Raw genomic sequence first — 26,430 nt, forward strand, 5'->3', positions numbered from 1 at the left:
CGGATTGTGCCTCGATCAAGACGCGAATCGTCTGGATGCTTCCAGATGGTTCGCGTCTTGCTGTTTTCTCAGCCCTGGCGCGCGCTTCAGGCGCGCTCAGGCACCTGCCAAAGCCGGCAAGCCCGGCTCGCTCCAATCCCATCCATCGCGCGTTGCCGCAGCGGCCTGCTGGCTCGTAGCCGCGCGCTGCAGCGTGGTCTCCGCACGCCATTCGCCCGGCGCCTGCGCATTCTTGCGGCCGAGAATCGCCTCGCATAAAAACTCGATGCTGTACGCGTTCAACAGATGCGGATGATGCGTCTGGATATAGCTCGCAATACGCGCCGCTTCGCCTTCGATCGCCGCGAGTGCATAGAGCGTGGCGGCATCCCAGCGAAACCGCAAACCCAGTTCGGCGAATGCCGAATTGAAAGCGCACAACTGCGTATGCAAACCTGACTCTTGCTCGGTGCCGTACGGGCGGGCGGGTGAGGGGCTCATGGCTGTCTCCTGGTTCGCGAAAGGCGTGAATCCAATGTAGAAGCCCCAATCAATAAACGATAGTTAAAGTTTTTTTCGATCTATATAAGTCATCGTCTATATCAGTGACGACGCGTGCAGGCTCCGCGTAAACCCCCCGTAGTGCTGTCGATATCACTGATATATTGTATTGGAAATATGAAATCGATGAGTTGTGCCGGCCTGCTCAATAGAACGCTGGAGACAAACGACCGATGTCCGCCAATATGCAAGACGAAGCCGGGGCAGCCTCGCTGACCTTGACGCTCGAACCGATTCACGCCGCGCTCTCTTTGCGCGACCAGGCCTACGCAAAATTGAAGCAGGCCATCGCCGAAACCGACATCTACCGTTCGCGAGACGAAATTCGTCTGGATGAGAAAGAACTGACCGAGAAACTCGGCGTGAGCCGCACGCCGGTGCGCGAAGCCATGACGCTGCTCGAACAGGAAGGCTTCCTGCGCACGGTGCCGCGACGCGGCGTCTACATCCTGCGCAAGACGCGCAAGGAAATCGTCGAGATGATCTATATGTGGGCCGCGCTCGAAAGCATCGCGGCGCGTCTCGCGACGCAACGCGCGAGCGACGAGGAAATCGCGCGCCTGCGCAGCATGTTCGCCGACTTCGACGACGCGCGGCCAGCCGAGCACATCGAGGAATACTCCGAGGCGAACATCATGTTTCACCAGTCGCTGGTGGAGCTGTCGAAGTCGCCGATCATCATCGAGACCATCAAGAACATTTTCATGCACGTGCGCGCGATACGACGGATGACGATCGCGCAGAGCGATCGCGCGTCGAGATCGATCGTGGATCACATGCGCATTATCGAAGCGCTGGAGGCGCGCGATACCGAGCGCGTCGAGCGCCTCGTGCGGCAGCATTCGATCGACCTCGCGCTGTTCGTCGAAGCGAATTGCGATTTTCTCGACTGAGCTTCGTCGGCTGAAGTTCGCGCATCCCGTCGCGTTTGATGTGAACGCCGCATGAGCGGCGCGCATTGATACGTAATTCGTCTTGATGCGTGTCCGGACGCTATCTGAATAGTACGGAATACGAAGTAATTTGCGCGGTTTGCAGCACTTGAAGCCGGCGAAGTTTGTGTGGTGCATCAGAGCGCAAGGGCGCAAGCCCGATGACACAAGGTCCGCGCGTCACCTCGCACTGCAACACGCCGCCACCGCGTAAAAAAACGTCTTGACTAATATTGTGTGTGGAATATTGTATATCACGGATCACACAACGCCCCGCCAAAGAGGAGACGTCATGGCAGAAGCAGGCATCAACGACGCGCAGAACAGCCCTGCGCAAGAGGCGCAAGCAACGACGGATGGTTTTCATCTCGTCATCGATGCGCTCAAGCTCAACGATATCGACACGATCTTCGGTCTCGTGGGGATTCCCATCACGGACCTCGCGCGGCTCGCGCAGGCCGAAGGCATGCGCTTTATCGGCTTTCGCCACGAGCAGAACGCGGGCAACGCGGCCGCCGTCGCGGGCTATATGACCAAGAAGCCCGGCATCTGCCTGACGGTGTCCGCGCCGGGCTTTCTCAACGGGCTCACGGCGCTGGCCAACGCCACGACGAACTGCTTTCCGATGATCCTCATCAGCGGTTCGAGCGAGCGCGAAATCGTCGACCTGCAACAGGGCGACTACGAAGAGATGGACCAGCTCAACGCGGCCAAGCCTTATGCCAAGGCGGCGTATCGCGTGCTGCATGCGGAAGACATTGGCGTCGGCGTGGCGCGCGCGATTCGCGCGGCGGTCTCGGGTCGCCCGGGCGGCGTCTATCTCGATCTGCCCGCCAAGCTGCTCGCGCAGACCATCGACGCGGTGAAGGCGAAGCAGTCGCTCATCAAGGTCGTGGACGCCGCGCCGCGCCAGATTCCGGCGCCCGACGCCGTGAAACGCGCACTCGATGTCATCAGGAATGCGAAGCGTCCGCTGATCTTGCTGGGCAAGGGCGCGGCGTACGCGCAGGCCGACGCGCAGATTCGCGAACTGGTTGAAAAGAGCGGCGTGCCGTATCTGCCGATGTCGATGGCCAAGGGCCTGCTGCCCGACACGCACGAGCAGTCGGCTTCGGCGGCGCGCTCGTTCGTGCTGGCGGAAGCTGACGCCGTCGTGCTGATCGGCGCGCGTCTCAACTGGCTGCTCGCGCACGGCAAGGGCAAGACGTGGGGCGCGGCGGCCGGTCCGAAGCAGTTCGTGCAGATCGACATCGCGCCGACCGAGATCGACAGCAACGTGGCGATCGAGGCGCCGGTGATCGGCGATATCGGTTCGTGCGTGGAAGCGCTGGTCGCAGGCATGGGCGCGGATTTTCCGAAGCCCTCGTCCGAGTGGCTCAACGCCGTCGCGGAGCGCAAGAACACGAACCTCGCGAAGATGGCCGCGACGCTCGACAAGAATCCGACGCCGATGAATTTCCACAGCGCGCTGCGGGCGATTCGCGACGTGCTGAAAACGCGCCCCGATATCAATGTCGTGAACGAAGGCGCGAACACGCTGGATTACGCGCGCAGCATCATCGACATGTACCAGCCGCGCAAGCGTTTCGACTCGGGCACATGGGGGATCATGGGGATCGGCATGGGCTTCGCGATCGGCGCGGCCGTCACGAGCGGGACGCAGGTCGTGGCGATCGAGGGCGACAGCGCGTTCGGATTCAGCGGCATGGAACTCGAAACGATCTGCCGCTACAACCTGCCGGTCTGCACGATCGTGTTCAACAACAACGGCGTGTATCGCGGCACCGATGTGAATCCGAACGGCGGCGCCGACGTCGCGCCCACCGTGTTCGTGAAGGGCGCGCGCTACGACAAGATGATCGAGGCGTTCGGCGGCGTCGGCCACCAGGCGACCACGCCCGAGGAACTCACGAAGGCGCTGCTCGACGCGATTGCGTCCGGCAAACCCACGCTCATCAATGCCGTGATCGACGAATCGGCCGGCACGGAAAGCGGTCGCCTCACGAATCTCAATCCGCAAAGCGCGGCGATGAAGAAATAAATCCAACCGTACAGGACAGTCGTTTCAGACTACCGAGACCAGGAGATAGCAATGAGCAAACCCCTCGACGGCATCAAGATCATCGACTTCACGCACGTTCAGGCGGGGCCCGCGTGCACGCAAATGCTCGCATGGTTCGGCGCCGATGTGATCAAGGTGGAGCGTCCGGGCGCGGGCGACGTCACGCGCAATCAACTGCGTGACATTCCCGAAGCCGATGCGTTGTACTTCACGATGCTCAACAGCAACAAGCGTTCGCTCACGCTCGACACCAAGAAGCCGGAAGGCAAGGAAGTGCTCGAAAAGCTGATTCGCGAGTCGGACGTGATGGTCGAAAACTTCGGCCCAGGCGCGCTCGATCGCATGGGCTTCACGTGGGAGCGCATCAAGGAACTCAATCCGAAGATGATTGTGGCTTCGGTGAAGGGTTTCAGCGAAGGCCATCATTACGACGACCTCAAGGTCTACGAAAACGTCGCGCAATGCGCGGGCGGCGCGGCATCGACCACGGGCTTCTGGGACGGTCCCCCCACGGTCAGCGCCGCCGCGCTCGGCGACAGCAACACCGGCATGCATCTCGCCATCGGTATTCTCACGGCGCTGATCGGCCGCGATAAAACCGGCAAGGGGCAGAAGGTCGCGGTGTCGATGCAGGACAGCGTGATCAACCTGTGCCGCGTGAAACTGCGCGACCAGCAACGTCTCGACCGCGTGGGCTATCTGGAAGAGTATCCGCAGTATCCGCACGGCAGCTTCAGCGACGTCGTGCCGCGCGGCGGCAATGCGGGCGGCGGCGGTCAACCGGGCTGGGTGCTCAAGTGCAAGGGCTGGGAGACGGACCCGAACGCGTATATCTACTTCACGGTGCAGGGTCACGCATGGGAGCCGATCTGCCGCGCGCTGGGCAAGCCGGAATGGATCGACGATCCGAACTACAACACCGCGCAGGCGCGCCAGCCGCATATCTTCGATATCTTCGCGACGATCGAAGCGTGGCTCGCCGACAAGACCAAGTACGAGGCGGTCGACATTCTGCGCAAGTTCGACATTCCGTGCGCACCCGTGCTCAGCATGAAGGAGATCGCCAACGATCCGTCGCTGCGCGCGAGCGGCACCATCGTGGAAGTGCCGCACAAGGCGCGCGGTTCGTACCTCACGGTGGGCAGCCCGATCAAGTTCTCGGAACTGAAGCCGGAGATCACGGGTTCGCCGCTGCTCGGCGAACATACCGACGAAGTGCTCGCCGACCTCGGCTACACGCCGCAGCAGATCGCGGCGCTGCACGAAGTGCGTGCGGTGTGATATCAGTTTCGATGTAGCGATCCAGCAGTGCGGTATCAGTAGTGTGGTGCGCGGCGTGCTTGCATTTGCCAACCGCGTCGCGCACCCGAACATCAACTCGCTTTCCCCACGACGAACGATATGCCAGCCGCCATCGATTTCGAACAGCTCGCCGATGCGATCGGCGACGCCATCATCATCTCGGACGCCGCCGGCGACATCACGTACTGGAATCCCGCAGCCACGCGCATGTTCGGCTATACGCAGGACGAGGCGCTCGGCAAGACGCTGGATCTGATCATTCCCGAACGGCTGCGCGGTCGCCACTGGGAGGGCTATCACAAGACGATGGCCACCGGGCAGACGCGCTACGGCAACGACGTCTTGCGCGTGCCGGCCGTGGACAAGGACGGTCGCGCGCTGTCCATCGCCTTCACGGTGGCGCTGCTGCATGGCGCGCAGGGCGAACTCACGGGCATCGTCGCGGTCGTGCGCGACGAGACGGCGCGCTTCCAGGAAGAGCGCAATCTGCGCAAGCGCGTGACGGAACTCGAAACCCGTCTTCAAACACAAGATCAGCAATCCTGATCGATCAGGTTAGTCGTTCTCATCCCTTCAAGCCGCAGGTCCGCACGGAGCGCTTCGATGCATACCGAAAGACTCGGGCACTACGAGGTCGAACTCTCGGCCCGTCAAATGATTCACAACGGCGGCTGGGTCGCGTTCGCTGCGATTCACTCCGCCGAAGCACAACAGGCGGACGCGCTGCTGCCGGAACAGCAGGTCGTCGACGAGACCATGTTCGCAAGCGAAGCCGCCGCCATTGAAGGCGCCCGCGCGGCGGCGCTCGCGATTCTTCAGTCGGGCCGGGCGCCGCGTTAGCGCGCCTTCAAACGGTCCTTCAGCATGGCGCGCCCGCGCGCGCCGGACGAGCCGCGGCACACAAAATTCCAACATCGAGCAGGAGACGTTTCATGAAGTCGTGGCCACGCTTTCGGCGCGCCAGGTCCCTTGGCGCGCCGTCGATTCCGTTCGCCCTTTTATCCGCAACGCTCGCCCGCGGAGGTACATCATGGCGATGACGATTGCGGTTCCGCGCGAATCGCAGCAAGACGAACGCCGGGTCGCGGCGACGCCCGAAAGCGTCGCGCAACTCATCAAGCTCGGCTATGAAATCGAGGTCGAGACCGGCGCGGGCGAGCGCGCGTCCTACCCCGACGACGCATATCGCCAGGCAGGCGCGTGCCTCGTCGACGACGCGCTCGAACTCTGGAGCAACGCCGATATCGTGCTCAAGGTGCGGCCGCCTTCGATCGACGAAGTGCAGCGCCTCAAAACCGGCGCGACGCTGATCGGTTTCATCTGGCCCGCGCAGAACGGCGCGCTGCTCGAAGCGTGTGCCGCGCGCGGCGTGACGGTGCTCGCGATGGATTGCGTGCCGCGTCTCTCGCGCGCGCAGAAGCTCGACGCGCTGAGTTCGATGGCCAACATGGCCGGTTATCGCGCGGTGATCGAGGCGGCGCAGCATTTCGGGCGGCTTTTCACCGGGCAGATCACGGCGGCGGGCAAGATGCCGCCCGCGAAGGTCCTCGTGATCGGCGCGGGCGTGGCGGGGCTCGCGGCGATCGGCGCGGCGCGTGGTCTGGGCGCGATCGTGCGTGCGTTCGATACGCGCCCGGAAGTCGGTCAGCAGGTCGAGAGCATGGGCGCGGAATTCCTGAGCGTCGATGTCGATGAAGACGGCGGCGGCACGGGCGGCTACGCGAAACAGATGAGCGCGAAGTTTATCGAAGCGGAGATGGCGCTGTTCGAGGCCCAGGCGCGCGAAGTGGACATCATCATCACGACCGCGCTGATTCCGGGCAAGCCCGCACCGCGTCTGATCGATGCGAAGACGGCTGCGTGCATGCGCGCGGGCAGCGTGATCGTCGACATGGCGGCGGAGCAGGGCGGCAACTGCGAACTCACGCGCGCGGGCGAGGTCGTGCAGGCGCATGGCGTGACCGTGATCGGCTATACCGACTTGCCGAGTCGCATGGCGAATCAGTCGAGCCAGTTGTACGCGACCAATCTGCGTCATCTGCTCACGGATCTCACGCCGCTCAAAAACGGCGCATTGACGATCGATATGAACGACGTCGTGCAGCGCGGTACGACGGTCATGCACCAAGGCAATCTGTGCTGGCCGCCGCCTGTACAAACATCGGCTGCGCAGCCGCAAGCGGCGCCGAATGCGCCGGTGCACGTTGCGGCGGCAGGACATGCGCAACCGTCAACGCAAGACGCGCGCAAACACGGCGCATGGTCGTTAGGCATGCTGATAATTGGCGCGCTGTTGCTGCTCGCACTCGGCGCGGTCGCGCCGCCTGCATTCGTCGCGCACTTTACGGTGTTCGTGCTCGCGGTGTTCGTCGGTTATCAGGTGGTCTGGAACGTCACGCCCGCGCTGCACACGCCGCTCATGAGCGTGACCAACGCGATCAGCGGGATCATCGTGATCGGCGCGCTGCTGCATCCGGGCGCGTCGAGCACGATCGCGAGCGTGCTCGCGGGCATCGCGCTCGTGGTGGCCGCCATCAACATCGCGGGCGGGTTCCTCGTGACCCAGCGCATGTTGAACATGTTCCAACGGACCTGAGGAGGCGTCATGTTGACTGGAATCGGCAATATGGCGTGGCTCGGCGCGGCGACGCTCTTCATCCTGAGTCTGCGCGGCCTGAGTCATCCGGCGAGCGCGCGGCGCGGCAATCTCTATGGCGTCGCGGGCATGACGATCGCGGTGCTTGCCACCTTGCTCGTCACGGCGGGCGCGGGGCTGCAGATCGCCATCGTCGCGGCCGTGGTGGGCGGCGGCGTGGGCGCCGTGCTCGCGCGGCGCGTGGAGATGACGCAGATGCCGCAACTGGTGGCGGTGCTGCACAGCTTCGTCGGGCTCGCGGCCACGCTGATCGGTTTCGCGAATTTTCTCGCGCCGTCGGGGCCCGCGATCGGCGTCGAGCGCGCGATTCACGACACCGAGATCTACGTGGGCGCGTTCATCGGCACGATCACGTTCAGCGGTTCGATCGTGGCGTTTCTGAAGTTGCAGGGCACGCTCGGCGGCAAGCCGCTCGTGCTGCCCGCGCGCCATGCGATGAACGCGATCGCGCTGGCCGTGTGCGTCGTGCTCGGCTATCGCTTCGTCGCCGTGCCCGATGCCCCGCAGGCGCTCTACGCGCTGATCGCCATGTGCGTGATCGCGGCGGCGCTCGGCGTGCATCTGGTGATGGCGATCGGCGGCGCGGACATGCCCGTGGTGGTCTCGATGCTCAACAGCTATTCGGGTTGGGCGGCGGCGGCCACCGGCTTCATGCTCGACAACGATCTGCTCGTGACGACGGGCGCACTCGTCGGGTCGAGCGGCGCGATTCTCAGCTACATCATGTGTCGCGCGATGAATCGCAGTTTCGTCTCGGTGATCCTGGGCGGCTTTGGCGCGGCAACGTCGACGTCGAGCGCAGCGCCGCAAGGCGAGGTGGTCGCGACGTCGGTGGATGAAGTGAGCGCGCTGCTGCGCGATGCCGCCGAAGTGGTGATCGTGCCGGGCTACGGCATGGCCGTCGCGCAGGCGCAAGGCACCATCAGCGAGATCACGCGGCGGCTGCGTGCGGCGGGCGTGCGCGTGCGTTTCGGCATTCATCCCGTGGCGGGGCGCTTGCCTGGCCACATGAACGTGCTGCTTGCCGAAGCGAAGGTGCCGTACGACATCGTGCTCGAAATGGACGAGATCAACGAGGACTTCACGAGCACCGACGTCGTGCTCGTGATCGGCGCGAACGACATCGTCAATCCGGGCGCGCAGGAAGATGCGGGCAGTCCGATCGCGGGCATGCCGGTGCTCGAGGTGTGGAAGGCGCGCACGGTGGTGGTCTCGAAGCGCAGCATGGCGACCGGTTACGCGGGCGTCGACAATCCGCTGTTCTACAAGGAGAACACGCGCATGCTGTTCGGCGACGCGAAGGGCAGCGTGGACGCGTTGCTGCGCCAGCTGGAAACCGCGTGATGACAAGCTGATGCCGAAGCGATGTCCGCAGTGATGCAGCAAGCCGCCGTTCGCGGCGGTTCATCAACGAATGGAGAGAGACAACGTGGTACATACCAATCGCATCGACGCCGGCCACACGGCGCGGCGGCACAACCGCTGGGTGCAGCTCGTGGCCGGCATCGCCTGCATGGGGCTCGTCGCCAATCTGCAATATGCGTGGACGCTGTTCGTCGTGCCGATGGACGCGCGGCATCATTGGGGACAAGCGGCGATCCAGCTCGCGTTTTCGATTTTCATCGTCACGGAGACGTGGCTCGTGCCGGTCGAAGGCTGGCTCGTCGACCGCTTCGGGCCGCGTCCCGTCGTGATGGGCGGCGCGTGCTGCGTGGCGCTGGGCTGGGTGCTCGACGCCTGGGCGCCGGTGCTGCCGGTGCTCTACGTCGCGGCGGTGATTTCGGGCATCGGCGCGGGCTGCGTGTACGGCACCTGCGTGGGCACCGCGCTTAAATGGTTTCCCGACCGGCGCGGACTCGCGGCGGGCATGACGGCCGCGGGCTTCGGCGCGGGCGCGGCGCTCACCGTGATCCCTATTTCGCGGATGATTCAGCATTCGGGTTACGAGACCGCCTTCGTGTTCTTTGGACTCCTGCAAGGGGCGTGCATCATGGCGCTGGCTTTGCTGATGGTGCGTCCGCAGCCGCCCGCGCACGCGGCGGGCATCCGGCGCGTGGTCGCCACGAAAACCGATTACACGACGCGGCAGATGGTCCGCGCGCCGCTGTTCTGGGTCATGTATGCGATGTTCGTGTGCGTGGCGGCGGGCGGCATCATCGCCACGGCGCAGATCGGGCCGATCGCGAAGTCGTATGGTTTCGCGTCGATGCCGGTGACCTTGCTGAGCGTGTCGCTGCCGCTGCTGACGATGACGCTGTCGATCAACAATCTCTGCAACGGCTTCACGCGGCCCTTGTGCGGTTTGATTTCGGATCGGATCGGCCGCGAGAACACGATGTTCATCACGTTTCTCGGCGAAGGGCTGGCGTTGCTCGGACTGCGCGAGTTTGGCCACGATCCGTATCTGTTCATGCTGTTCTCGGGACTCGTGTTCCTGTTCTACGGCGACATCTTTTCGAATTTCCCGGCGACCTGCGCGGACACGTTCGGCGCGCGCTATGCAGCGGGCAATGCGGGCACCTTGTACACGGCGAAAGGCACGGCGGCTTTGCTGGTGCCCGTCGCCACGCTGCTCGCCGTGCATGGCGGATGGAACATGGTGTTTGACTTTGCCGCCTGCGTGGCGATGATGGCGGGCGTCTGCGCGAAGGTCGTGTTGCAGCCGATGCGGCGGCGCTGGATCTTCGAGTCGGCGGCGCCGGAGCGCGCGGAGAATGCGTTCGTGGCGACGCCGCTGGGTTCGCGGGAGTAGGCGTTATCGGCGAGCGGTTTGTCTGGCATGTGGTGCTCAGGCGGCCGCTTTGCCGGACCGCTGGGCGGTGGCGCGAAAGCGCGAGCGGCGCACGCGGCGCGTATCGGTGCGCGCCTGAACGCGGTGCGCGTCGATTTCCGATGACGTCGACGAAGACGCGGTGGTCGGCATCGAAAGCGACGCGTACCTTCCTTCATGCTGGCCGCGCTCGATCCATTCGGCGGGCAGGCGGGTGGCGATCAGCCACGTCGCCGCGGCGCCGAAGCTCACGGCGATCAGCGCGACAATAACGACGAATTCCATCAGGTCTCCCTGCGCGTGGTGGTGCAGCGCCGGGCGCTGCTTCCAGTCCTGTTTTCGCAATGTATACCACGGAACATATCGGGTGCGTGTCCGTAGCGTATCGTTAGCGTATCGATACGGCGCGCACGAGAATGGTTCGATGCAGACGGGAAGAAGGAAGAGAAGAGGCGCGGAAACAAAAAAGCCCGCATGTGCGGGCTTTTTCGATGAATCCGGGGTGCTGCTTTATTACTGCTTGAAGAGGCGTGGTGCCCAGGAGAGGACTCGAACCTCCACAGTGTTGCCACCGCTAGGACCTGAACCTAGTGCGTCTACCAATTCCGCCACCTGGGCACGTCTTCAAGCTAGACCGAGATTATAACGCGTTCCCGGTATCTGTCAACAGATCTTTTCAAGAAAATTTCGCGAAAGCGGTGCTTCGAGAAACATCCGGGTCTTGCCGAGGGCAGAGCGGAGTGAGATAACCTCAAATCCACGTAAGCCGCATGAGCTCGACGACTGCTGACACTAAAAGAAAAAAGCCGGCATCAAGCCGGCTTTTTTCATGAATCTTGGTGCCCAAGAGAGGACTCGAACCTCCACAGTGTTGCCACCGCCAGGACCTGAACCTGGTGCGTCTACCAATTCCGCCACCTGGGCAAGGTGTCGCTTACTACTTGCTGCTGCGCTGTGTCGTGCAGCAGAGAAGCGAGATTGTAGCGTGTCTGCAGGAACTGTCAAGCGTCTTTTGAAAAAATGTTTCAAGGCGCGGGGCGCGCGCGTTTTTGCTGGGCTTTCCAGCGGCGTGAGTGGAGCTTCGCCGGTCCGGTCGAACAGCGCTTTCGAGATGCGCCGCGCGCAGGCGTTCGCAACGAGTCTGCACAAGGCTGCACGGTGAATTGTCGCGTAGTGCGCGGGTGTTAGAATGCCTCGCAGCAGTCCCTGCGGAGCGGCGCGCGTTCGACGTTCGATCCGAGGGGGCCGCCGCATCGCGCAACACTCGAACACGTAGATAGCAGCACTCGAAGACCGGGGCGCGGCACGACAGGCTCGGGCCACGCAAACTCCGACGTCCACGCAACGAGAACAACCATCGACAAGCCCTTGAGCAAATATCCGTACCCGATTCCCAGCCGCGAAGAGATCCTCGGCGTGCTGCGGACCAGCGAATCGCCCTGCACCGCGAACGATATCGCCGAGGCGCTCGCCATCAAGCGCCAGGAGCGCGAAGGGTTCTTCAGGCGGATCGCCGCGATGGAGCGCGACGGGCAGATCCGGCTCGATTCGCGCGGTCACTATCAGCTTGCGCATCCTTCCAATTTCGTCGCCGGGCGCGTGCAAGGCCATCGCGACGGCTTCGGCTTCCTCGTACGTGACGACGGTCAGGACGATCTGTTTCTGCCGCAAGGCGAGATGCAGAAGGTCATGCACAACGACCGCGTGCTCGCGCGCATCGTCGGTTACGACCGTCGCGGGCGTCCGGAAGGGCACATCGTCGAGGTCACGGACCGCGCGAACCGCAGCGTGATCGGCCGTCTGCTCAACGAGAACGGCGCGCTGATCGTCGCGCCCGAAGACAAGCGCATCGGCCACGACATTCTCGTCACGCAGAATCCCAAGAAGGCCAAGGTCGGCCAGGTGGTCGTGGTCGAACTGACCGACTTCCCCAGCCGTCATTCGCAGCCGCTCGGCCGCGTGGTCGAAGTGCTCGGCGACATCGACGATCCCGGCATGGAGATCGAGATCGCCGTGCGCAAGTACGGCGTGCCGCACGAATTCAGCAAGCGTGCGCTCGACGAAGCCGCGAAGCTGCCCGATGCCGTGCGTCCGACCGATATCCGCTATCGCGTGGATCTGCGCGACGTACCGCTCGTCACCATCGACGGCGAGGACGCGCGCGACTTCGACGACGCGGTCTATTGCGAGCCGATGCAGGTCGGCAAGGGCGAAGGCTTCCGCCTGCTGGTGGCGATCGCCGACGTCTCGCATTACGTGACGCCGGCCGGCGGTCTCGACGTGGACGCCATCGAGCGCAGCACTTCGGTGTACTTCCCGCGCCGCGTGATTCCGATGCTGCCCGAGAAGCTCTCGAACGGCCTGTGTTCGCTGAATCCGCACGTCGACCGCTGCGTGCTCGTCTGCGACATGGTGATTACCGCGCGCGGCGAGATCAAGGCGTACCAGTTCTATCCGGGCGTGATTCACTCGGCCGCGCGGCTCACGTACACCGAAGTCGCCGCCGTGCTCAAGAACACCAAGGGTCCGGAAGCCGTGCGGCGCGCCACGCTGCTGCCGCATCTGCAAAATCTCTATGGCGTCTACAAGTCGCTGTTCGCGGCGCGCCAGAAGCGCGGGGCGATCGACTTCGACACCACCGAGACCTATATCGTCTGCAACGCGCAGGGCAAGATCGAGCAGATCGTGCCGCGTCAGCGCAACGACGCGCACAAGCTGATCGAGGAGTGCATGCTCGCGGCCAACGTGTGCGCGGCGGACTTCATGAAGCGCAACAAGCACCCGGGTCTGTATCGCGTGCACGCGGGGCCGAGCGCCGAAAAGCTCGAAAACCTGCGCACTTTCCTGCGCGGCATGGGCCTCACGCTCGGCGGCGGCGATTCGCCGCACGCGAGCGACTACGCGGCGCTGATGGCGCACATCCGCGACCGGCCCGATGCGCAGATGCTGCAGACCATGCTGCTGCGCTCGATGCAGCAGGCCGTCTACAGCCCGGACAACATCGGTCACTTCGGTCTTGCGTATGAGGCGTATGCGCACTTCACGAGCCCGATCCGCCGCTATCCCGACCTGCTTACGCACCGCGCGATCTACGCGATCCTGCAGGGCAAGAAGTACCAGCCGGCCGCGCCGGACGGCGTCGAACTCAACACGGCGCTGTCGCCGCGCGCCCGCGCGCTGCAAGCCGAGGACGAAGAGAAGCGCGGCAAGCGCGCGCGTGGCGGCAACACGGCGATCTGGGAAGAACTGGGTCTGCACTGCTCGGCCAACGAGCGCCGCGCCGACGAGGCCTCGCGCGACGTCGAAGCCTGGCTCAAGTGCTATTTCATGCGCGACAAGCTCGGCGAAGAGTACGGCGGGATGGTGAGCGGCGTGACGTCGTTCGGCATCTTCGTGCAGCTCGATTCGCTGTTCATCGAAGGGCTCGTGCACGTCACGGAACTGGGCTCGGATTACTTCCAGTACGACGACATCAAGAACGAGCTGCGCGGCGAACGCACGGGCATCCGCTACCGCCTGTCGGACCGCGTGCGCGTGCAGGTGAGCCGCGTCGATCTCGACGCGCGCAAGATCGACTTCCGCCTCGTGCGCGATACGCCGATCAAGCCCGCGCTCAATCGCGGCGGCCAGGCTCAGCAGCACGAGCGCGGCGCGCAGGACGGCGGCCCGCGTGTGCGTTCGATGCCGCAAGGCGAAGAGTCGCGCCGCAAGAAAGCCGCACCCGCGCCCACGGCGGCCGTGAAGGAAGCCCGCGCGGCGCGTGGCGCCGCGAAAACCGCGAAGAAGCGCCCGGCGTCGAAGTCGGTGGCCAAGAAGGCGCCGCCGCGCAAGAAGCGTTGAAATCGCGTCGACGTCGTGGGCATTGCGCACCGGCGTCGCGCTGAAGCTGTTCCAGCAGGACCGCGCCGGTCACGACGACCGGCGCACTTATTTTTGTTCGCGATGCGCGCAGGCAGGCGCGTCGCGAGCCGTTCATCAGGGGTTGTAGCCAGTCATGTCACGTCTCAAGGTTCTTTACGGTTTTCATGCGGTGACCGCACGTATGCGGCACGACGCGTCCACGGTCGAAGATATTTACTACGACACGTCGCGGCGCGATCGCCGCATGCAGGAATTCCTGCACGCCGCGAAAGAAGCGGGCGTGCGCATCATTGCTGCCGACGAGACGCGCCTCTGGGGCCTCGCGCACACCGAGCGCCATCAGGGCGTGGTGGCGCGCGTGCACGACATGCCGCTCGCGCAGAACCTCGCGGAACTGCTCGACGGCATTCAGGGTTCGCCGCTGCTGCTGGTGCTCGACGGCGTGACCGATCCGCATAACCTCGGCGCGTGTCTGCGCGTGGCCGACGCCGCCGGCGCGCACGCCGTGATCGCGCCGCGCGACCGCGCCGTGGGCCTGAACGCCACGGCCGCGAAGGTCGCGAGCGGTGCCGCCGACACGGTGCCGTACATCACCGTCACGAACCTGGCGCGCGCGCTGCGCGAGCTCAAGGACGCGGGCGTGTGGATCATCGGCACGGCCGGCGACGCGCCCACGGGCCTTTATCAGACCAAGCTCGACGGTCCCGTCGCGCTGGTGATGGGCGCCGAAGGCGAAGGCATGCGCCGTCTCACGCGCGAAACCTGCGACGAAGTCATGCAGATTCCGATGGCCGGCACGGTCGAGAGCCTGAACGTCTCGGTGGCGTCGGGCGTCTGCCTGTTCGAAGCCGTGCGCCAGCGCGCGGTGGCGCGCTGATCGCGCATCGCGTTTCACCCGCGCCTGGATTCTGATCGACGCAGCATGACACTCTTGGGTTTGACCCGGCGATTTGCGCGGCATGGCGCGCCGTTCGCCGCGCTCGGCGCGGTGCTGGCGCTTGCCGCCTGCACGCCCGCCACGATGATCGACCGCGGCGGCTACGTCGCGGATACGCAATATCACGCGCGTAGCGCCGATTCGCGCATCCGCTTCCTCGTGCTGCACTACACGGAAGGCGACGAGCCGACCTCGCTCGAGGAACTCACGCGCGAGAATGTGAGCGCGCATTACCTCGTGCCCGAGCATCCGCCGCTGCGCGACGGCAAGCCCGTCGTGCTGCAGCTCGTGCCCGAAACGCAGCGCGCCTGGCATGCGGGCGTGAGCGAGTGGCAGGGCACGACCGAGCTGAATGCGGCGTCGATCGGGATCGAAAACGTCAATTCCGGACCGCACGATACGCCCGCCGGGCGCACGTGGGCGCCCTGGCCGCCCGATCAGGTGGCGGCGATCATCGCGCTCTCGAAGGACATCGTCACGCGTTACGGCATTCCGCCGACGCGCGTGGTGGGGCACAGCGACATCGCGCCCCAGCGCAAGATCGATCCGGGTCCGGCGTTCCCGTGGAAGCAGCTTTACGACGCGGGCGTGGGCGCCTGGCCCGACGACGCGACCGTGCAGGCGGATCTGGCGGGCCGCGCGCCCAATGCGGCCGCCGACGTGCGCGGCCTGCAGGTGAAGCTCGCGCGCTACGGCTACGAGGTGGCCACCGACGGCGTGCTCGACGAGCGCACGCGCCGCGTGTTCGCCGCCTTCCAGATGCACTTCCGGCCGAGCGACTATTCCGGCACGCCCGACGCGCAAACCGACGCGATCGCCCAGGCGCTGCTCGACAAATACGTCGACAAAACCGCGCCGGCGCTGCCCGGCACGACCGAAACGGCGCCCTGACGCCCGCGGCGATGCATGCCGCATGCCTTTCCGGCGCGCGGCACGACAGCCCGCACGACGGCCCGAATCCGGCGCATCTTCGCCGATAACCGCCGATCCCCGCAGGTCCAGGTCCGCAACTCCGGTAAACTAGGCGTTTTCCGCGTTTTTCTTTCCTCGGGCAGTTCCCCATCATGACTCAAGACGAACTCAAACAACTGGTCGGCCAGGCCGCGGCCGACTATGTCAACGCGAACGTGCCGGAAGGCGCCATCATCGGCGTCGGCACCGGCTCGACCGCGAACTGTTTCATCGACGCACTGGCCGCCAGCAAGGGCCGCTATCGCGGCGCGGTGTCCAGCTCGGTGGCCACCACCGCGCGCCTCGAAGCGCAGGGCTTCAAGATCTTCGACCTGAACGACATCGAATCGCTGCCCGTCTACGTGGACGGCGCCGACGAGATCGACGCGTCGGGCGCGATGATCAAGGGCGGCGGCGGGGCGCTCACGCGCGAGAAGATCGTGGCGTCGGTGTCGGAAGTGTTTGTCTGTATCGCCGATGCGAGCAAGCTCGTGGACGTGCTCGGCCAGTTTCCGCTGCCGATCGAAGTCGTGCCGATGGCGCGCACGGCCATCGGCCGCCGCGTGACGGCGCTCGGCGGCGTGCCGGTGCTGCGCGTGAAGCAAGACGGTTCGCCCTTCATCACCGACAACGGCAACGAGATTCTCGACGTGAAGGGTCTGCGCATCAGCGACCCGCGCACGCTCGAAGCGCATGTGAATGCGTGGCCGGGCGTGGTCACCGTCGGTCTGTTCGCGTCGCGCGGCGCCGATCTGTGCCTGCTGGGCGGCGCGCAAGGCGTCGAGCGCATCGAGTACCGCAAGGCTTGATCGCGATGTCCGGCTGATCGTCGGGATCGGCCGGCAGGGCGGTGGCGAGGCGTCAGTCACGCCGCCGTCCGCAAGATGGTGTTTTAGCGGTTCCGGCGGAGCGAAGTGTGCATCGATATGCGTCGATACGCGCCAGTTGATTCGGCATCCTGATGAATATGAGAGCAGCGGATGCGCGATCGTTGTGCCGTCAACATGCGGGGAAAAAACATGCGGGGAAAAAGGCGAAACGCGCCGTCCCGGGCACGTTTCGCGAAATCCTTCGGCTCACGAGAACCGCGCGCGGCCCGCGCCGCGCGCCCCTTCGTCACTCCACCGTTTCGGCCTGATGCAGACGCGGCAGCAGGCGGTCGAACTCGCGGCGCACGAGGCCGTAGCACTCGCACGCGCGGCCTTCGAGGCCCTTGCGGTCGAGGATGCGGATACGGCCGCGGCTATGGTGGATCAGGCCTTCGTCGTGCAGCTTGCCGGCCGCTTCCGTGATGCCTTCGCGACGCACGCCGAGCATATCGGCGATCAGTTGCTGCGTGACCGAGAGGTCGTTCGAGGCCACGCGATCGACTTCGATCAGCAGCCAGCGGCACAGTTGCTTGCTCAGCGAGTGATGACGATTGCAGGCGGCGGTTTGCGCGACCTGCGTGAGCAGTGCGTGCATGTACAGCAGCATCAGGCGACGCAGGAAGTCCGAACGCGCGAATTGTTGCTTGAGGCTTTGCGCGCTCATGCGGTAGGCGAAGCCCGCGCACTGCACCTGCACGCGGTTCGGCATGGTTTCGCCGCCCGTGAGCACTGGCACGCCGGTCATGCCTTCGCGGCCGACGGCGGCGATTTCCACGGAACTGCCGTCTTCCATCGTCGAGAGCATCGAGATGATGGCCGTGGTCGGAAAGTAGACGTGATGAATGCGCTGGCCGGAGTCACAGAGCAATTGTTCGGTGCGCAGATGAACGAGTTCGAGATGCGGTGCGAGAGCTTGCCATTCGTGCGACGGCAGGGCGCCGAGCAGGTGATTGCCGTGCAGGTCTGATTGAAGGGTCAACATGATTTGGTCCTCGTGCGAAGCGACTTTCGTCGCCCCATGTTTTTTCGTTCCGGCTGTCGAGCATGTTGTGTTTGCCGCTTCCCGTAGCGGCTCTGCGTTCGGCTTGCCGGCCCCATAGTCCCGAGTCGTTCGCGAGATCGTTGTCTGCGATACGCCTGTGTGGCGTACCTCTCAAAGCAGGGTGTGTGCCAGATGACCCCGAATCGTTCAGGCGCGTGGCTTTGCGGGCGATGCAATGCAAGAACGGGGGCATAAAGCGGGATTTTTGTTTCAATTCTGTACGACGACTACGCCTGCGCTTTGCGCGGTCCGCGCATTTTATATCGACGTAAATCCTTGAATTTATTGGGGTATTCGTGCTTCTGGCAGGGGGTGCGAAAAATGACTCCATGCTGAAACATGCGCGCATCGAAAAAGGGGGCGCGGCATCCGGGCGCAGGCAAAAGCGTGCGGATTTGATTCATCCGTGTTGCACCGCGAGGGCGGCGCGAGGAAACGTTCGGTCCTGAAACATGACCCGCGTAACGCCGCGTCACGTTACGTGGGCTAGCGCACATAAGCGCCTCGCATGCTGTGTGAGGCTCGCAACGTCTGCCATCTTTCTTCGTTCATTCATGACACGGACGCGCGGTTGCATGCGCAACGGCCTGACCGCCTCACGCGAACCGCGGCGATGGCATCGCCGGGTCATCAGCGCGCGATCAGTGTGGGTATGCGTACAGAATCGTCCGATGCGCTTTGTTCCAATGGAATCCGAAAACGGGGGTGCGAGGTGCACCCATAACCAGCGTTAACGGAAGTATCGGAACAACCGAAGCATTCGGAACGGGGAGCTTCTCGCATGAACCAGATCGTGACGCCGGCCGGCGTGATCGCCGCGGCCAATGAACCCGAAGTCGCGCTCGTCGTCCAGCCGGTGGTGCTGGCGGGCGGATCGGGCACGCGGCTGTGGCCGCTTTCTCGTGAGCACTGCCCCAAGCAGTTGATCGACCTGCTCGACGGCGAGTCCCTGCTCGAAGCCACCGTGCGCCGCCTCGACGGCCTCTATGCGCGCGCCGGCAGCAGCGTGCGCAAGGCCGCGCCGCTGGTGGTGAGCAGCGAAGAGTTGCGCCACATGACCGCCGACCGTCTTGGCCGCAGCGGCATGGCCGCGCGTGTCGTGTTCGAACCGGTTGCGCGCAATACCGCGCCGGCGTTGACCGTGGCCGCGCTGGCCGCCCACGCGACGCATGCCGCTCACGCCGCCAGTGCGGCGGCGACCGGCGCGGACGGTTCCGTCAGCGACAGCGATCCGATTCTCATCGCCATGCCGGCCGATCATCTGATTGCCGACCGTAACGCGTTCGCCGCCGCGCTCGAAGAGGCCGTGACCTACGCGGCGCGCGGTGCGATCGTCACGCTCGGCGTGCCGCCGACGCGCGCGGAAACCGGCTACGGCTATATCGGCGCCGGCGCGGCGCTGGGCGCGGGCGGCGCGCGCAAGATCGAGCGTTTCGTCGAAAAGCCCAGCGCGGACGTCGCCGAAAGCTACGTCGCGTCCGGCGATTACTGGTGGAACAGCGGCATCTTCGTCGTGCGCGCTTCGGTCTGGCTTTCGGCGATCGCGCATTGCCGTCCCGAGATCTCCGTGCATTGCGCGCAAGCCTTCGAGCGCGCGGCCGTCGACGCCGACGGCGCCGTGCATCTCGATGCGGCGACGCTCGCCGCCTGTCCGTCCGACTCGATCGACTACGCGGTAATGGAGTCCATCGGCGCCGACGCGCGTCTCGCGGGCGTGGTCGTGCCGCTCGTCGCGGGCTGGTCGGATGTGGGCGCGTGGGACGCCGTCTGGCAGGTCTCGCAGAAGGACGCGGCGGGCAACGTCGCGCGCGGCCGCGTGCTGTTCGAAGACTCGACCGAAACCTTCGCGCATTCGGACGGCCGGCTGGTCGCCTGCGTGGGCGTGCACGGCGTGGTGGTGGTGGAGACCGCCGATGCGGTGCTGGTCGCGGCCAAGGATCGCGTGCAGAACGTCAAGGCGATCGTCGGCAAGCTCAAGGCGCAGCGCGGCGAGGAAGCGCAGCACCATCGGCGCGTGGAGCGTCCGTGGGGCTGTTACGACTCGATCGATCGCGGCGAACGCTTCCAGGTCAAGCGCATCGTCGTGAAGCCGGGCGGCGTGTTGTCGCTGCAGATGCATCACCACCGCGCGGAGCACTGGGTGGTCGTGCGCGGCACGGCGCGCGTCACGCGCGGCGACGAGGTGTTCCTGCTTTCGGAAAACGAATCGACCTATATCCCGCTCGGCGTGAAGCATCGCCTCGAGAATCCGGGCAAGACACCGCTTGAAATCATCGAGGTGCAGTCGGGCGGCTATCTCGGCGAAGACGACATCGTGCGCTTCGACGATCAGTACGGCCGCGCGCCGGCTCTCGTCACGCGTAGCTGAGATTGAGCGGCGCACGCAACTCGCGTCGAGCAACGTGCATCAAGAAGGGCCCATGAATGAAGCCTCGCTGAGGACGGCGGCGCGCATCGCTGCATATGCACAGACGCGCGCCGCGTTGCCGCCCAGGTGTAAGCGAGTGCTTCATACAGACGACAGACGAAAACGACGACGAATAACTTCAAAACAAAACAATCGGGCAACCGAAGGGCCAATTGCAGTGTGCTTTCGAGATCTGGATCGAATAGGGCGTGAAACGTAGGCCTTTCATGTCAGGAAATATCCTGGCTGGCGAGATATGCAATACGCATGGCAACGTACGCTTGAGATCGACGCAGCTTGAGGGCCCGTGCAGTAACCGGCAAACAGGGCGATAACGCCGCATCGGGGGGGAGGGGTCATGGAACTGGGAAACAAAGAACGATCGCTGGTGAGCAAGGTCATGGATGGCCTGATCTCGGGCATAGTCGAGGAACGTTACGGCGCGATTCTGCCGCCGCAGGACGTGTTGTCGAAAGAGTTCGACGTAAGCCGCACCGTCATGCGCGAAGCGCTGTCGATGCTGCTCGCGCGGCACATGCTCGACGTGCGTCCGAAGATCGGCACACGCATACGGCCGATGCGCGACTGGCGCATGATCGACGAGGACGTGGTGAGCTGGCGCTTTCGCGCGAAGCCCGACAAGACGTTCTTGCGCGACGTGATCGAGTTTCGCGCGCTGATCGAGCCCGCAGCCTGTGCGCTGGCCGCCGAACGCGCGAGCGCCGCGGATCTCGCGGGCATTCGCGACGCCTACGAAGCGCTCAGCCAGACGAGTCCCGGCGACGCGGGCTGCCAGGCCGCCGACACGTTACTGCACACGCGCATTCTGGCGGCGAGCGGCAATCAGTTCTATCAGCAGATGGCGGCGATCATTCGCGGTGCGCTGTCGCTCGTGAATCCGATCGTCAGTGAACGCGACGGCGGCTGGGCGAACATCGTCGCCGGACATGGACGCGTGGTCGACGCGATCGAGCGGCGCGCGCCGCAGGAAGCGCAGGCCGCGGCCGCCGCGATGATCGAATTCACCGCCGACGAACTGCATCACGCGCTGACTCAGGAAGCGATCGAGCAGCCGCGCTGAACGCGGCCGTTTGAAGTTTCGCTTCACCTCGAACCCGGCCCCGCATCGCGCGGCCGGGTTTTGCGTCTTTTGCGTCTTTCCCGCGCGTGACATGCACGGCGCGTCGATTTGCTCTCCCGCGCGCGAGCCGGTATCGTCCTGAGCTTCGAGCGCGCGACATATCGACGCAGCGTTAGAGCGACAGAACGCGAGAGGGCGACGCATGAGCGAGATTCAGACGATCCGTTGGGGCATCGTGGGCGCGGGCCGCATTGCGCGGCGCTTCGCGCAGGGCGTGCAGCACGTGCGCGACGCGCGTGTGAGCGCGGTATGGTCGCGACGCGCGGCGCCCGCCGAAGCGCTCGCCGGCGAGTTCGGCGCAACGGCTTGCGAGAGCTTCGAGGCCTTGCTCGCGAGCGGCATCGACGCGGTCTATATCGCCACCATGCAGGACAGCCACGCGCACTACGCGATTGCCGCGCTCGAAGCCGGTGTGCCGGTGCTCTGCGAGAAACCCGCCACCGTGAACGTCACGCAGTTCGAGCGCGTGCTCGACGCCGCGCGCGCGGCCAGGCGTCTTTTCATGGAAGCGATGAAGCCGCCGTTCTATCCGCTGTATCGCGCCTTGCGCGCCCATCTGGAAGCGGATCCGATCGGTCCCGTCGGCCTCGTGCGCGCGGGCTGCTCGGTGGCCAACGTGCCCGCCGATCATCCGTCGTTCTCGTTCGAGCATGCAGGCGGCGCGCTGCTCGACATCGGCGTGTACGAGATGTTTCTCGCCGTGGACTGGCTCGGCGCGCCGCGCGAGGTGCAGACCTTCGGGCGGCTCGGCGCGACCGGCGTGGACACCTTCGCGAGCCTGAATTGCCAGCATGAAAACGGTATCGCGCAGCTTTTTTGCGGACTCGATCTGCACGGATACGGCGACGCGCTGCTGGCGGGCCCGCTCGGCAACGTGACGATCCACGCGAACTGGTGGAATCCGGTGCGCGCGACCATTCGTTACGTGGATGGCCGCGTGGCGGAGCTGGACGAGCCTTTCGACGGCGGCGGCCTCAACTACGAGACCGCGCACTTCTGCGAGCTGTTGCGCGAGGGCGCGCTGGAGAGTCCGATCCTGCCGCACGAGACGTCGCGGCGCATGATCGCGATGGCCGATTCGGCGCGCGCGGCGCTCGGCCTGAAGTTCGCCTGCGAGTGAGGCGAATGCGGAGGCGGGCGCGCCGCGCCGCGTGACATGCACGGCGCGTGCGTGTTGCGATGATCCTCAGTGCCGCGAAGGCAGCGCGAGGCGCTTTTCGTACCAGTGCTGGACCCATTCGAGGATCTGGCACAGCACCCAGTACACCGCGGCGGCGGCGAGATAGAGCGGCAGCGGCTGATAGGTCGAGGCGATGATTTCCTGCGCGCTGCGCAGCAGCTCCGTCACCGTGATCACCGAGACGAGCGAGGTGTCCTTGATCAGGCTGATGAGACTGTTCGAGAGGCTCGGCACGGCAATGCGCAGCGCCTGAGGCGCGATCACGTAACGCAGCGTCTGGCGGCGCGAGAGACCGAGACTGTACGCCGCGAGCCATTGGCCGTGATGAATGCCGAGAATCGCGCCGCGCATGCTTTCGGAGAGATACGCCGCGACATTCGCGGAGAGTGCGATCACGCCGGCCGGCGTCGGATCGAGCGAGATGCCGATGCTTGGCAATCCGTAGTAAATCACGAAGATCTGCACGAGCAGCGGGGTGCCGCGCATGATGCTCACGTACACGCGCGCGATCACGGGAAACGCGCGGTTCGTGCTGATGCCCATGAGCGCGAGCACGGCGCCGCCGATGAGGCCGAAGATCATCGACAGGATGGCGAATTTGATCGTCAGCACCGCGCCCTGCGCGAGCACCGGCAGCGACTGGATGATGAGCGTGTAGATGGGCATGGGGAAAACGCGCGCGAGACGCGGGTTAGGGGCGCGAGGAGCGCCGTGAAATAACAAGGGGCGGCATCGTGCGATGCCGCCCCGCGCGCATCACCTTGCGCACGATACCCGCGCGGCGAGCCGCACGTCGGGCACGTTGCGCAAGGCGCCGGACGCCGTTACTTCGTGACCGGTTTGGTCACGTCGATGCCGAACCATTTGTCGGAGATCTTCGCGAAAGTGCCGTCGGCTTCGAGTTGCGTCATCGCGTCGTCGATCGCCTTGGCGAACTTCGGATTGCCCTTCTTGAACGGAATGCCCGACGGGTTGCCGTCACCGACGATCGAACCCGTGCGCAGCGGCAGCTGCGAGTTCTTCAGCAGGTACGCGAGCATCAGGCGGTCGTTGAGCGCCGCGTCCAGACGGCCGGCGGCCAGGTCGCGCAGATACTCGGGCGCGCCCGGATAGGTCTTCACGTCGATGCCCGGCACCGACTTGGCCATGTCCATGTAGTTCGTGCCCAGACCGACCCCGAGCTTCTTGCCCTTGAGGTCGTCGAGCGACTTGAACTGGCGCGTGTCGTCCTTGCGCTGGATGAGCTGCGCCGCCGAGTACGTGTACGCCGGCGAGAAGTCGAGCACGGCCTTGCGCTGGTCGGTGATGCCGACCTGGTTGACGATCACGTCGAACTTGCCTGCCTGCAGACCGGCGATGATGCCGCTCCACTCGGTCGTGACGAACTCGGGCTTCAGGCCCATCTTCGCGGCCACGGCGCGCGCGATGTCGACGTCGTAGCCGACCAGCTCGCCGTTGGGCGCCTTCGAGTTGAATGGCGGGAAGGTGCCTTCGAGGCCGATGCGCAGCGTGCCGCGCGCCTTCGCCTGGTCGAGCAGGTCCTCGGCGTGGGCGCTCGCCGCGACAAACGAAACACCGACGAGAGCGACGGCAAGGAGCTTCTTCAGCAAGGATGCTTTCATTGTTTTCCTCTTGTTTTGCTGCGATGTGGCGGCCTTCCCGGCGCTGGATGGCGCGCGCCTGGCGAGGCGATCGGGAGGGCTGCCGCTTTCAGGCCGGGCGACGCCTCCGAAGCGCCGCGCATGGCCGGAAATACTGAGTCAGAAACTATAGCCTCAGGCGCGGCCCGAGGCCAGCGCCCGCGCGCATTCGGCAACGAGCGCCGGACCGCGATAGATGAAGCCGGTGTAGACCTGCACGAGCGCGGCGCCCGCGGCGATCTTCGCGCGCGCGTCCTCGCCCGAGAAAATGCCGCCCACGCCGATAATCGGCACCTGCTCGCCGAGTTCGGCGCGCAGCTTGCGGATCACCTCGTTCGACGCGTCGAACACCGGACGGCCCGACAGACCGCCGGTTTCGGCGGCGTTCGGCAGGCCCTCGACGGCCGCGCGCGAGAGTGTGGTGTTGGTGGCGATCACGCCTTCGATCTTGTGGCGCAGCAGCGTGTCGGCGATCTCCTTGACCTGTTCGTCGTCGAGATCGGGAGCGATCTTGAGTGCGAGCGGCACGAGCTTGCCGTGCATGTCGGCCAGACGCTGCTGCTTGTCCTTGAGCGCCGCGAGCAGGGCGTCGAGTTCGCCGCCGCCTTGCAATTGACGCAGATTCTTCGTGTTCGGCGACGAAATATTGATCGTCACGTAGCTCGCGAACGGATAGACGCGTTCGAGGCAGAACAGGTAGTCGTCGGCGGCGCGCTCGATCGGCGTATCGGCGTTCTTGCCGATGTTCAGGCCGAGAATGCCGCGATAACGCGCGGCCTGCACGTTCTTCACGAACTGCTCGACGCCGTGGTTGTTGAAACCCATCCGGTTGATGATGCCGCCCGCCTCGGGCAGACGGAAAATGCGCGGACGCGGATTGCCCGGCTGCGGACGCGGCGTGACCGTGCCCACCTCGATGAAGCCGAAGCCCAGCGCGGCGAATCCGTCGATGGCGGCGCCTTCCTTGTCGAGACCCGCGGCGAGACCCACCGGGTTGCGGAACGTGAGACCCATCACCGTGCGCGGCGAATCCGGGACGCGCGGCGCAAGCAGGCCGGCCATGCCGGTGCGGCCCGCGGCGCCGATCATGCGCAGCGAGAGGTGGTGGGCGTCTTCGGCGTCCATGCGGAAGAGCTGGTCGCGAACGAACGGATAAAGGGTACTGAACACGGGAGGAAGGCGCGCGCGCCGGAAAATGGGAACCCGCTATTTTAGCGAGAAAGCCGGGCGAGGGAGGCGGCTGAACGGGCGCAGGGCGCGCGTGGCGGCGAAAACGCGCGCGCGAGGCCGCGCGGCGGCCATCTCCTAACGCTCGGGCAGCGGATCGAGCGCGCGCCAGACGCCGTCGAAAAGCCCTTCGAGCGGCTGAAAACGCGCCTTGTACGCCATCTTGGGACTTTCGCGAATCCAGTAGCCGAGGTAGACGTAAGGCAGTTGAAGGCTGCGTGCCTGCTCGATCTGCCAGAGGATGTTGTAGGTGCCGTAGCTCGCGTGCGGATCGTCGGGCTCGAAGAACGTATAGACCGACGAGAGGCCGTCGCCGAGGATGTCGATCATGCTGACCATGCGCAGCGTGCCGGGCTCGTCGGGCTGTTGCGGATCGGGCTCGCGAAACTCGACGAGGCGCGAGTTGATCCGGCTTTGCAGCAGGAACTGCTCGTACTGGTCGCGGCTGTCGCGGTCCATGCCGCCGCCCGCGTGGCGCGCCGACTGGTAGCGCATGTACAGCGCGTAGTGCGCTTCGTCGTAATGCAGCGGCGCGACGGTCGCGACGAGCGCGCCGTGCTGCTTCCAGGTGCGCCGCTGCGTGCGGCGCGGCGTGAAGCGCTCGACCGGCACGCGCACCGGCACGCAGGCGCGGCAGCCGTCGCAATAGGGCCGATAGGTGAAGACGCCCGAGCGGCGAAAGCCCGCTTTCACGAGATCGGTGTAGACGTCGGAGTTGATCAGGTGGCTCGGCGTGGCGACTTGCGAGCGCGCGATGCGCCCCTCCAGATAACTGCAGGGGTAAGGCGCCGTTGCATAGAATTGCAGCGCGGAAAGCGGTGAAAGCGGCAGCTCGTTGGGATGCGTCACGTTGGCAGCTCTCGTAGCGGTTCGGATCGTCGCGGATCGGCGTGATTGCCGCGCGCGGGCGCAG

Annotated in this window: 22 protein-coding genes and 2 tRNA genes; 15 read left to right on the top strand and 9 right to left on the bottom strand. The window is 65.1% G+C overall.

The window, feature by feature from the left end; genetic code table 11:
- Positions 1-96: 96 nt before the first annotated feature.
- On the bottom strand, positions 97-480 hold the full coding sequence (locus SB764_RS30350) for a hypothetical protein (protein ID WP_065063192.1): 384 nt from the start codon (positions 478-480) through the stop codon (positions 97-99).
- Between the two features lie 233 nt (positions 481-713).
- Between SB764_RS30350 and SB764_RS30355 the strand changes: the two genes are divergently transcribed.
- The 8 genes from SB764_RS30355 (at position 714) to oxlT (ending at position 10,244) form a co-directional block, all read left to right on the top strand.
- Positions 714-1,433, top strand: coding sequence for a GntR family transcriptional regulator (locus SB764_RS30355; protein WP_065063194.1), 720 nt, complete (start codon positions 714-716; stop codon positions 1,431-1,433).
- A 331-nt stretch (positions 1,434-1,764) separates the two neighbouring features.
- A complete protein-coding gene (gene oxc / locus SB764_RS30360; RefSeq protein WP_074984285.1) occupies positions 1,765-3,513 on the top strand; it encodes an oxalyl-CoA decarboxylase in 1,749 nt (582 codons plus the stop codon).
- Positions 3,514-3,564: 51 nt separating this feature from the next.
- Complete coding sequence (gene frc, locus SB764_RS30365; RefSeq protein ID WP_065063198.1) at positions 3,565-4,815, top strand: formyl-CoA transferase; 1,251 nt, start codon at positions 3,565-3,567, stop codon at positions 4,813-4,815.
- A gap of 120 nt (positions 4,816-4,935) precedes the next feature.
- The gene (locus SB764_RS30370) at positions 4,936-5,382 is read left to right on the top strand and encodes a PAS domain-containing protein (protein WP_065063200.1); all 447 of its coding nucleotides are present in this window, start codon (positions 4,936-4,938) and stop codon (positions 5,380-5,382) included.
- 57 nt (positions 5,383-5,439) lie between these two features.
- Positions 5,440-5,676, top strand: coding sequence for a hypothetical protein (locus tag SB764_RS30375; RefSeq protein ID WP_410865893.1), 237 nt, complete (start codon positions 5,440-5,442; stop codon positions 5,674-5,676).
- 190 nt (positions 5,677-5,866) lie between these two features.
- Entirely contained in the window at positions 5,867-7,432 is a 1,566-nt protein-coding gene (locus SB764_RS30380; RefSeq protein ID WP_410865894.1) for a Re/Si-specific NAD(P)(+) transhydrogenase subunit alpha, read from the top strand.
- A 9-nt stretch (positions 7,433-7,441) separates the two neighbouring features.
- Positions 7,442-8,836, top strand: coding sequence for an NAD(P)(+) transhydrogenase (Re/Si-specific) subunit beta (locus tag SB764_RS30385; protein ID WP_183716369.1), 1,395 nt, complete (start codon positions 7,442-7,444; stop codon positions 8,834-8,836).
- A gap of 169 nt (positions 8,837-9,005) precedes the next feature.
- Positions 9,006-10,244, top strand: a complete 1,239-nt coding sequence (oxlT, locus tag SB764_RS30390) for an oxalate/formate MFS antiporter (RefSeq protein WP_234774809.1) — start codon at positions 9,006-9,008, stop codon at positions 10,242-10,244.
- Between the two features lie 36 nt (positions 10,245-10,280).
- Here oxlT and SB764_RS30395 read toward each other — a convergent pair whose 3' ends face one another.
- From SB764_RS30395 to SB764_RS30405, 3 genes are all read right to left on the bottom strand, one after another.
- On the bottom strand, positions 10,281-10,547 hold the full coding sequence (locus tag SB764_RS30395; protein WP_065063219.1) for a hypothetical protein: 267 nt from the start codon (positions 10,545-10,547) through the stop codon (positions 10,281-10,283).
- Between the two features lie 246 nt (positions 10,548-10,793).
- Positions 10,794-10,880, bottom strand: a tRNA-Leu gene (locus SB764_RS30400).
- Between the two features lie 219 nt (positions 10,881-11,099).
- Positions 11,100-11,186: transfer RNA gene (locus tag SB764_RS30405), tRNA-Leu, on the bottom strand.
- Positions 11,187-11,630: 444 nt separating this feature from the next.
- Here SB764_RS30405 and rnr point away from each other — a divergent pair.
- From rnr to rpiA, 4 genes are all read left to right on the top strand, one after another.
- Positions 11,631-14,102 (top strand): ribonuclease R, encoded by a 2,472-nt coding sequence (gene rnr / locus SB764_RS30410; RefSeq protein ID WP_065063221.1) that lies wholly within the window; start codon positions 11,631-11,633, stop codon positions 14,100-14,102.
- A 154-nt stretch (positions 14,103-14,256) separates the two neighbouring features.
- Entirely contained in the window at positions 14,257-15,000 is a 744-nt protein-coding gene (gene rlmB / locus SB764_RS30415; protein WP_065063223.1) for a 23S rRNA (guanosine(2251)-2'-O)-methyltransferase RlmB, read from the top strand.
- A gap of 45 nt (positions 15,001-15,045) precedes the next feature.
- A complete protein-coding gene (locus SB764_RS30420) occupies positions 15,046-15,951 on the top strand; it encodes an N-acetylmuramoyl-L-alanine amidase (RefSeq protein ID WP_410865895.1) in 906 nt (301 codons plus the stop codon).
- Between the two features lie 173 nt (positions 15,952-16,124).
- Positions 16,125-16,820, top strand: a complete 696-nt coding sequence (gene rpiA, locus SB764_RS30425) for a ribose-5-phosphate isomerase RpiA (protein ID WP_065063226.1) — start codon at positions 16,125-16,127, stop codon at positions 16,818-16,820.
- Between the two features lie 307 nt (positions 16,821-17,127).
- Here the strand turns inward: rpiA and SB764_RS30430 are convergent, their stop codons facing one another.
- Entirely contained in the window at positions 17,128-17,862 is a 735-nt protein-coding gene (locus SB764_RS30430; RefSeq protein ID WP_065063228.1) for a Crp/Fnr family transcriptional regulator, read from the bottom strand.
- Positions 17,863-18,703: 841 nt separating this feature from the next.
- On the opposite strand from SB764_RS30430, the gene SB764_RS30435 reads away from it, so the two are divergent.
- From SB764_RS30435 to SB764_RS30445, 3 genes are all read left to right on the top strand, one after another.
- Complete coding sequence (locus tag SB764_RS30435; RefSeq protein ID WP_074984277.1) at positions 18,704-20,290, top strand: mannose-1-phosphate guanylyltransferase/mannose-6-phosphate isomerase; 1,587 nt, start codon at positions 18,704-18,706, stop codon at positions 20,288-20,290.
- Between the two features lie 397 nt (positions 20,291-20,687).
- Positions 20,688-21,410 carry a FadR/GntR family transcriptional regulator gene (locus SB764_RS30440; protein WP_065063232.1) on the top strand — a complete coding sequence of 241 codons (723 nt, stop codon included), beginning with the start codon at positions 20,688-20,690 and terminating at the stop codon, positions 21,408-21,410.
- Positions 21,411-21,612: 202 nt separating this feature from the next.
- Positions 21,613-22,590: a Gfo/Idh/MocA family protein gene (locus SB764_RS30445; protein ID WP_410865896.1), complete on the top strand. Its 978-nt coding sequence runs from the start codon at positions 21,613-21,615 to the stop codon at positions 22,588-22,590.
- Positions 22,591-22,656: 66 nt separating this feature from the next.
- Here SB764_RS30445 and SB764_RS30450 read toward each other — a convergent pair whose 3' ends face one another.
- The 4 genes from SB764_RS30450 to SB764_RS30465 all read right to left on the bottom strand — a co-directional run bounded on the left by SB764_RS30450 (position 22,657) and on the right by SB764_RS30465 (position 26,366).
- Positions 22,657-23,316 (bottom strand): amino acid ABC transporter permease, encoded by a 660-nt coding sequence (locus tag SB764_RS30450; protein WP_065063236.1) that lies wholly within the window; start codon positions 23,314-23,316, stop codon positions 22,657-22,659.
- A 158-nt stretch (positions 23,317-23,474) separates the two neighbouring features.
- A complete protein-coding gene (locus tag SB764_RS30455) occupies positions 23,475-24,272 on the bottom strand; it encodes a cystine ABC transporter substrate-binding protein (RefSeq protein ID WP_065063238.1) in 798 nt (265 codons plus the stop codon).
- A 153-nt stretch (positions 24,273-24,425) separates the two neighbouring features.
- On the bottom strand, positions 24,426-25,460 hold the full coding sequence (locus tag SB764_RS30460) for a quinone-dependent dihydroorotate dehydrogenase (protein WP_065063240.1): 1,035 nt from the start codon (positions 25,458-25,460) through the stop codon (positions 24,426-24,428).
- A gap of 135 nt (positions 25,461-25,595) precedes the next feature.
- Entirely contained in the window at positions 25,596-26,366 is a 771-nt protein-coding gene (locus SB764_RS30465) for an arginyltransferase (RefSeq protein ID WP_110328016.1), read from the bottom strand.
- Positions 26,367-26,430 lie beyond the last annotated feature (64 nt).

The organism is Paraburkholderia sp. SIMBA_027, assembly GCF_046535315.1.
GTDB classification, from domain to species: domain Bacteria; phylum Pseudomonadota; class Gammaproteobacteria; order Burkholderiales; family Burkholderiaceae; genus Paraburkholderia; species Paraburkholderia tropica.

What these genes read in the sequence shown, in the direction of transcription:
- rlmB (WP_065063223.1), top strand. Translation starts at nt 14,257, where the DNA reads ATGTCACGTCTCAAGGTTCTTTACGGTTTTCATGCGGTGACCGCACGT.
- SB764_RS30450 (WP_065063236.1), bottom strand. Translation starts at nt 23,316, where the DNA reads ATGCCCATCTACACGCTCATCATCCAGTCGCTGCCGGTGCTCGCGCAG.
- SB764_RS30370 (WP_065063200.1), top strand. Translation starts at nt 4,936, where the DNA reads ATGCCAGCCGCCATCGATTTCGAACAGCTCGCCGATGCGATCGGCGAC.
- SB764_RS30355 (WP_065063194.1), top strand. Translation starts at nt 714, where the DNA reads ATGTCCGCCAATATGCAAGACGAAGCCGGGGCAGCCTCGCTGACCTTG.
- SB764_RS30445 (WP_410865896.1), top strand. Translation starts at nt 21,613, where the DNA reads ATGAGCGAGATTCAGACGATCCGTTGGGGCATCGTGGGCGCGGGCCGC.
- SB764_RS30380 (WP_410865894.1), top strand. Translation starts at nt 5,867, where the DNA reads ATGGCGATGACGATTGCGGTTCCGCGCGAATCGCAGCAAGACGAACGC.
- SB764_RS30435 (WP_074984277.1), top strand. Translation starts at nt 18,704, where the DNA reads ATGAACCAGATCGTGACGCCGGCCGGCGTGATCGCCGCGGCCAATGAA.
- rpiA (WP_065063226.1), top strand. Translation starts at nt 16,125, where the DNA reads ATGACTCAAGACGAACTCAAACAACTGGTCGGCCAGGCCGCGGCCGAC.
- SB764_RS30385 (WP_183716369.1), top strand. Translation starts at nt 7,442, where the DNA reads ATGTTGACTGGAATCGGCAATATGGCGTGGCTCGGCGCGGCGACGCTC.
- SB764_RS30420 (WP_410865895.1), top strand. Translation starts at nt 15,046, where the DNA reads ATGACACTCTTGGGTTTGACCCGGCGATTTGCGCGGCATGGCGCGCCG.
- SB764_RS30395 (WP_065063219.1), bottom strand. Translation starts at nt 10,547, where the DNA reads ATGGAATTCGTCGTTATTGTCGCGCTGATCGCCGTGAGCTTCGGCGCC.
- oxlT (WP_234774809.1), top strand. Translation starts at nt 9,006, where the DNA reads ATGGGGCTCGTCGCCAATCTGCAATATGCGTGGACGCTGTTCGTCGTG.
- SB764_RS30440 (WP_065063232.1), top strand. Translation starts at nt 20,688, where the DNA reads ATGGAACTGGGAAACAAAGAACGATCGCTGGTGAGCAAGGTCATGGAT.
- oxc (WP_074984285.1), top strand. Translation starts at nt 1,765, where the DNA reads ATGGCAGAAGCAGGCATCAACGACGCGCAGAACAGCCCTGCGCAAGAG.
- SB764_RS30455 (WP_065063238.1), bottom strand. Translation starts at nt 24,272, where the DNA reads ATGAAAGCATCCTTGCTGAAGAAGCTCCTTGCCGTCGCTCTCGTCGGT.
- SB764_RS30350 (WP_065063192.1), bottom strand. Translation starts at nt 480, where the DNA reads ATGAGCCCCTCACCCGCCCGCCCGTACGGCACCGAGCAAGAGTCAGGT.
- SB764_RS30430 (WP_065063228.1), bottom strand. Translation starts at nt 17,862, where the DNA reads ATGTTGACCCTTCAATCAGACCTGCACGGCAATCACCTGCTCGGCGCC.
- SB764_RS30375 (WP_410865893.1), top strand. Translation starts at nt 5,440, where the DNA reads ATGCATACCGAAAGACTCGGGCACTACGAGGTCGAACTCTCGGCCCGT.
- frc (WP_065063198.1), top strand. Translation starts at nt 3,565, where the DNA reads ATGAGCAAACCCCTCGACGGCATCAAGATCATCGACTTCACGCACGTT.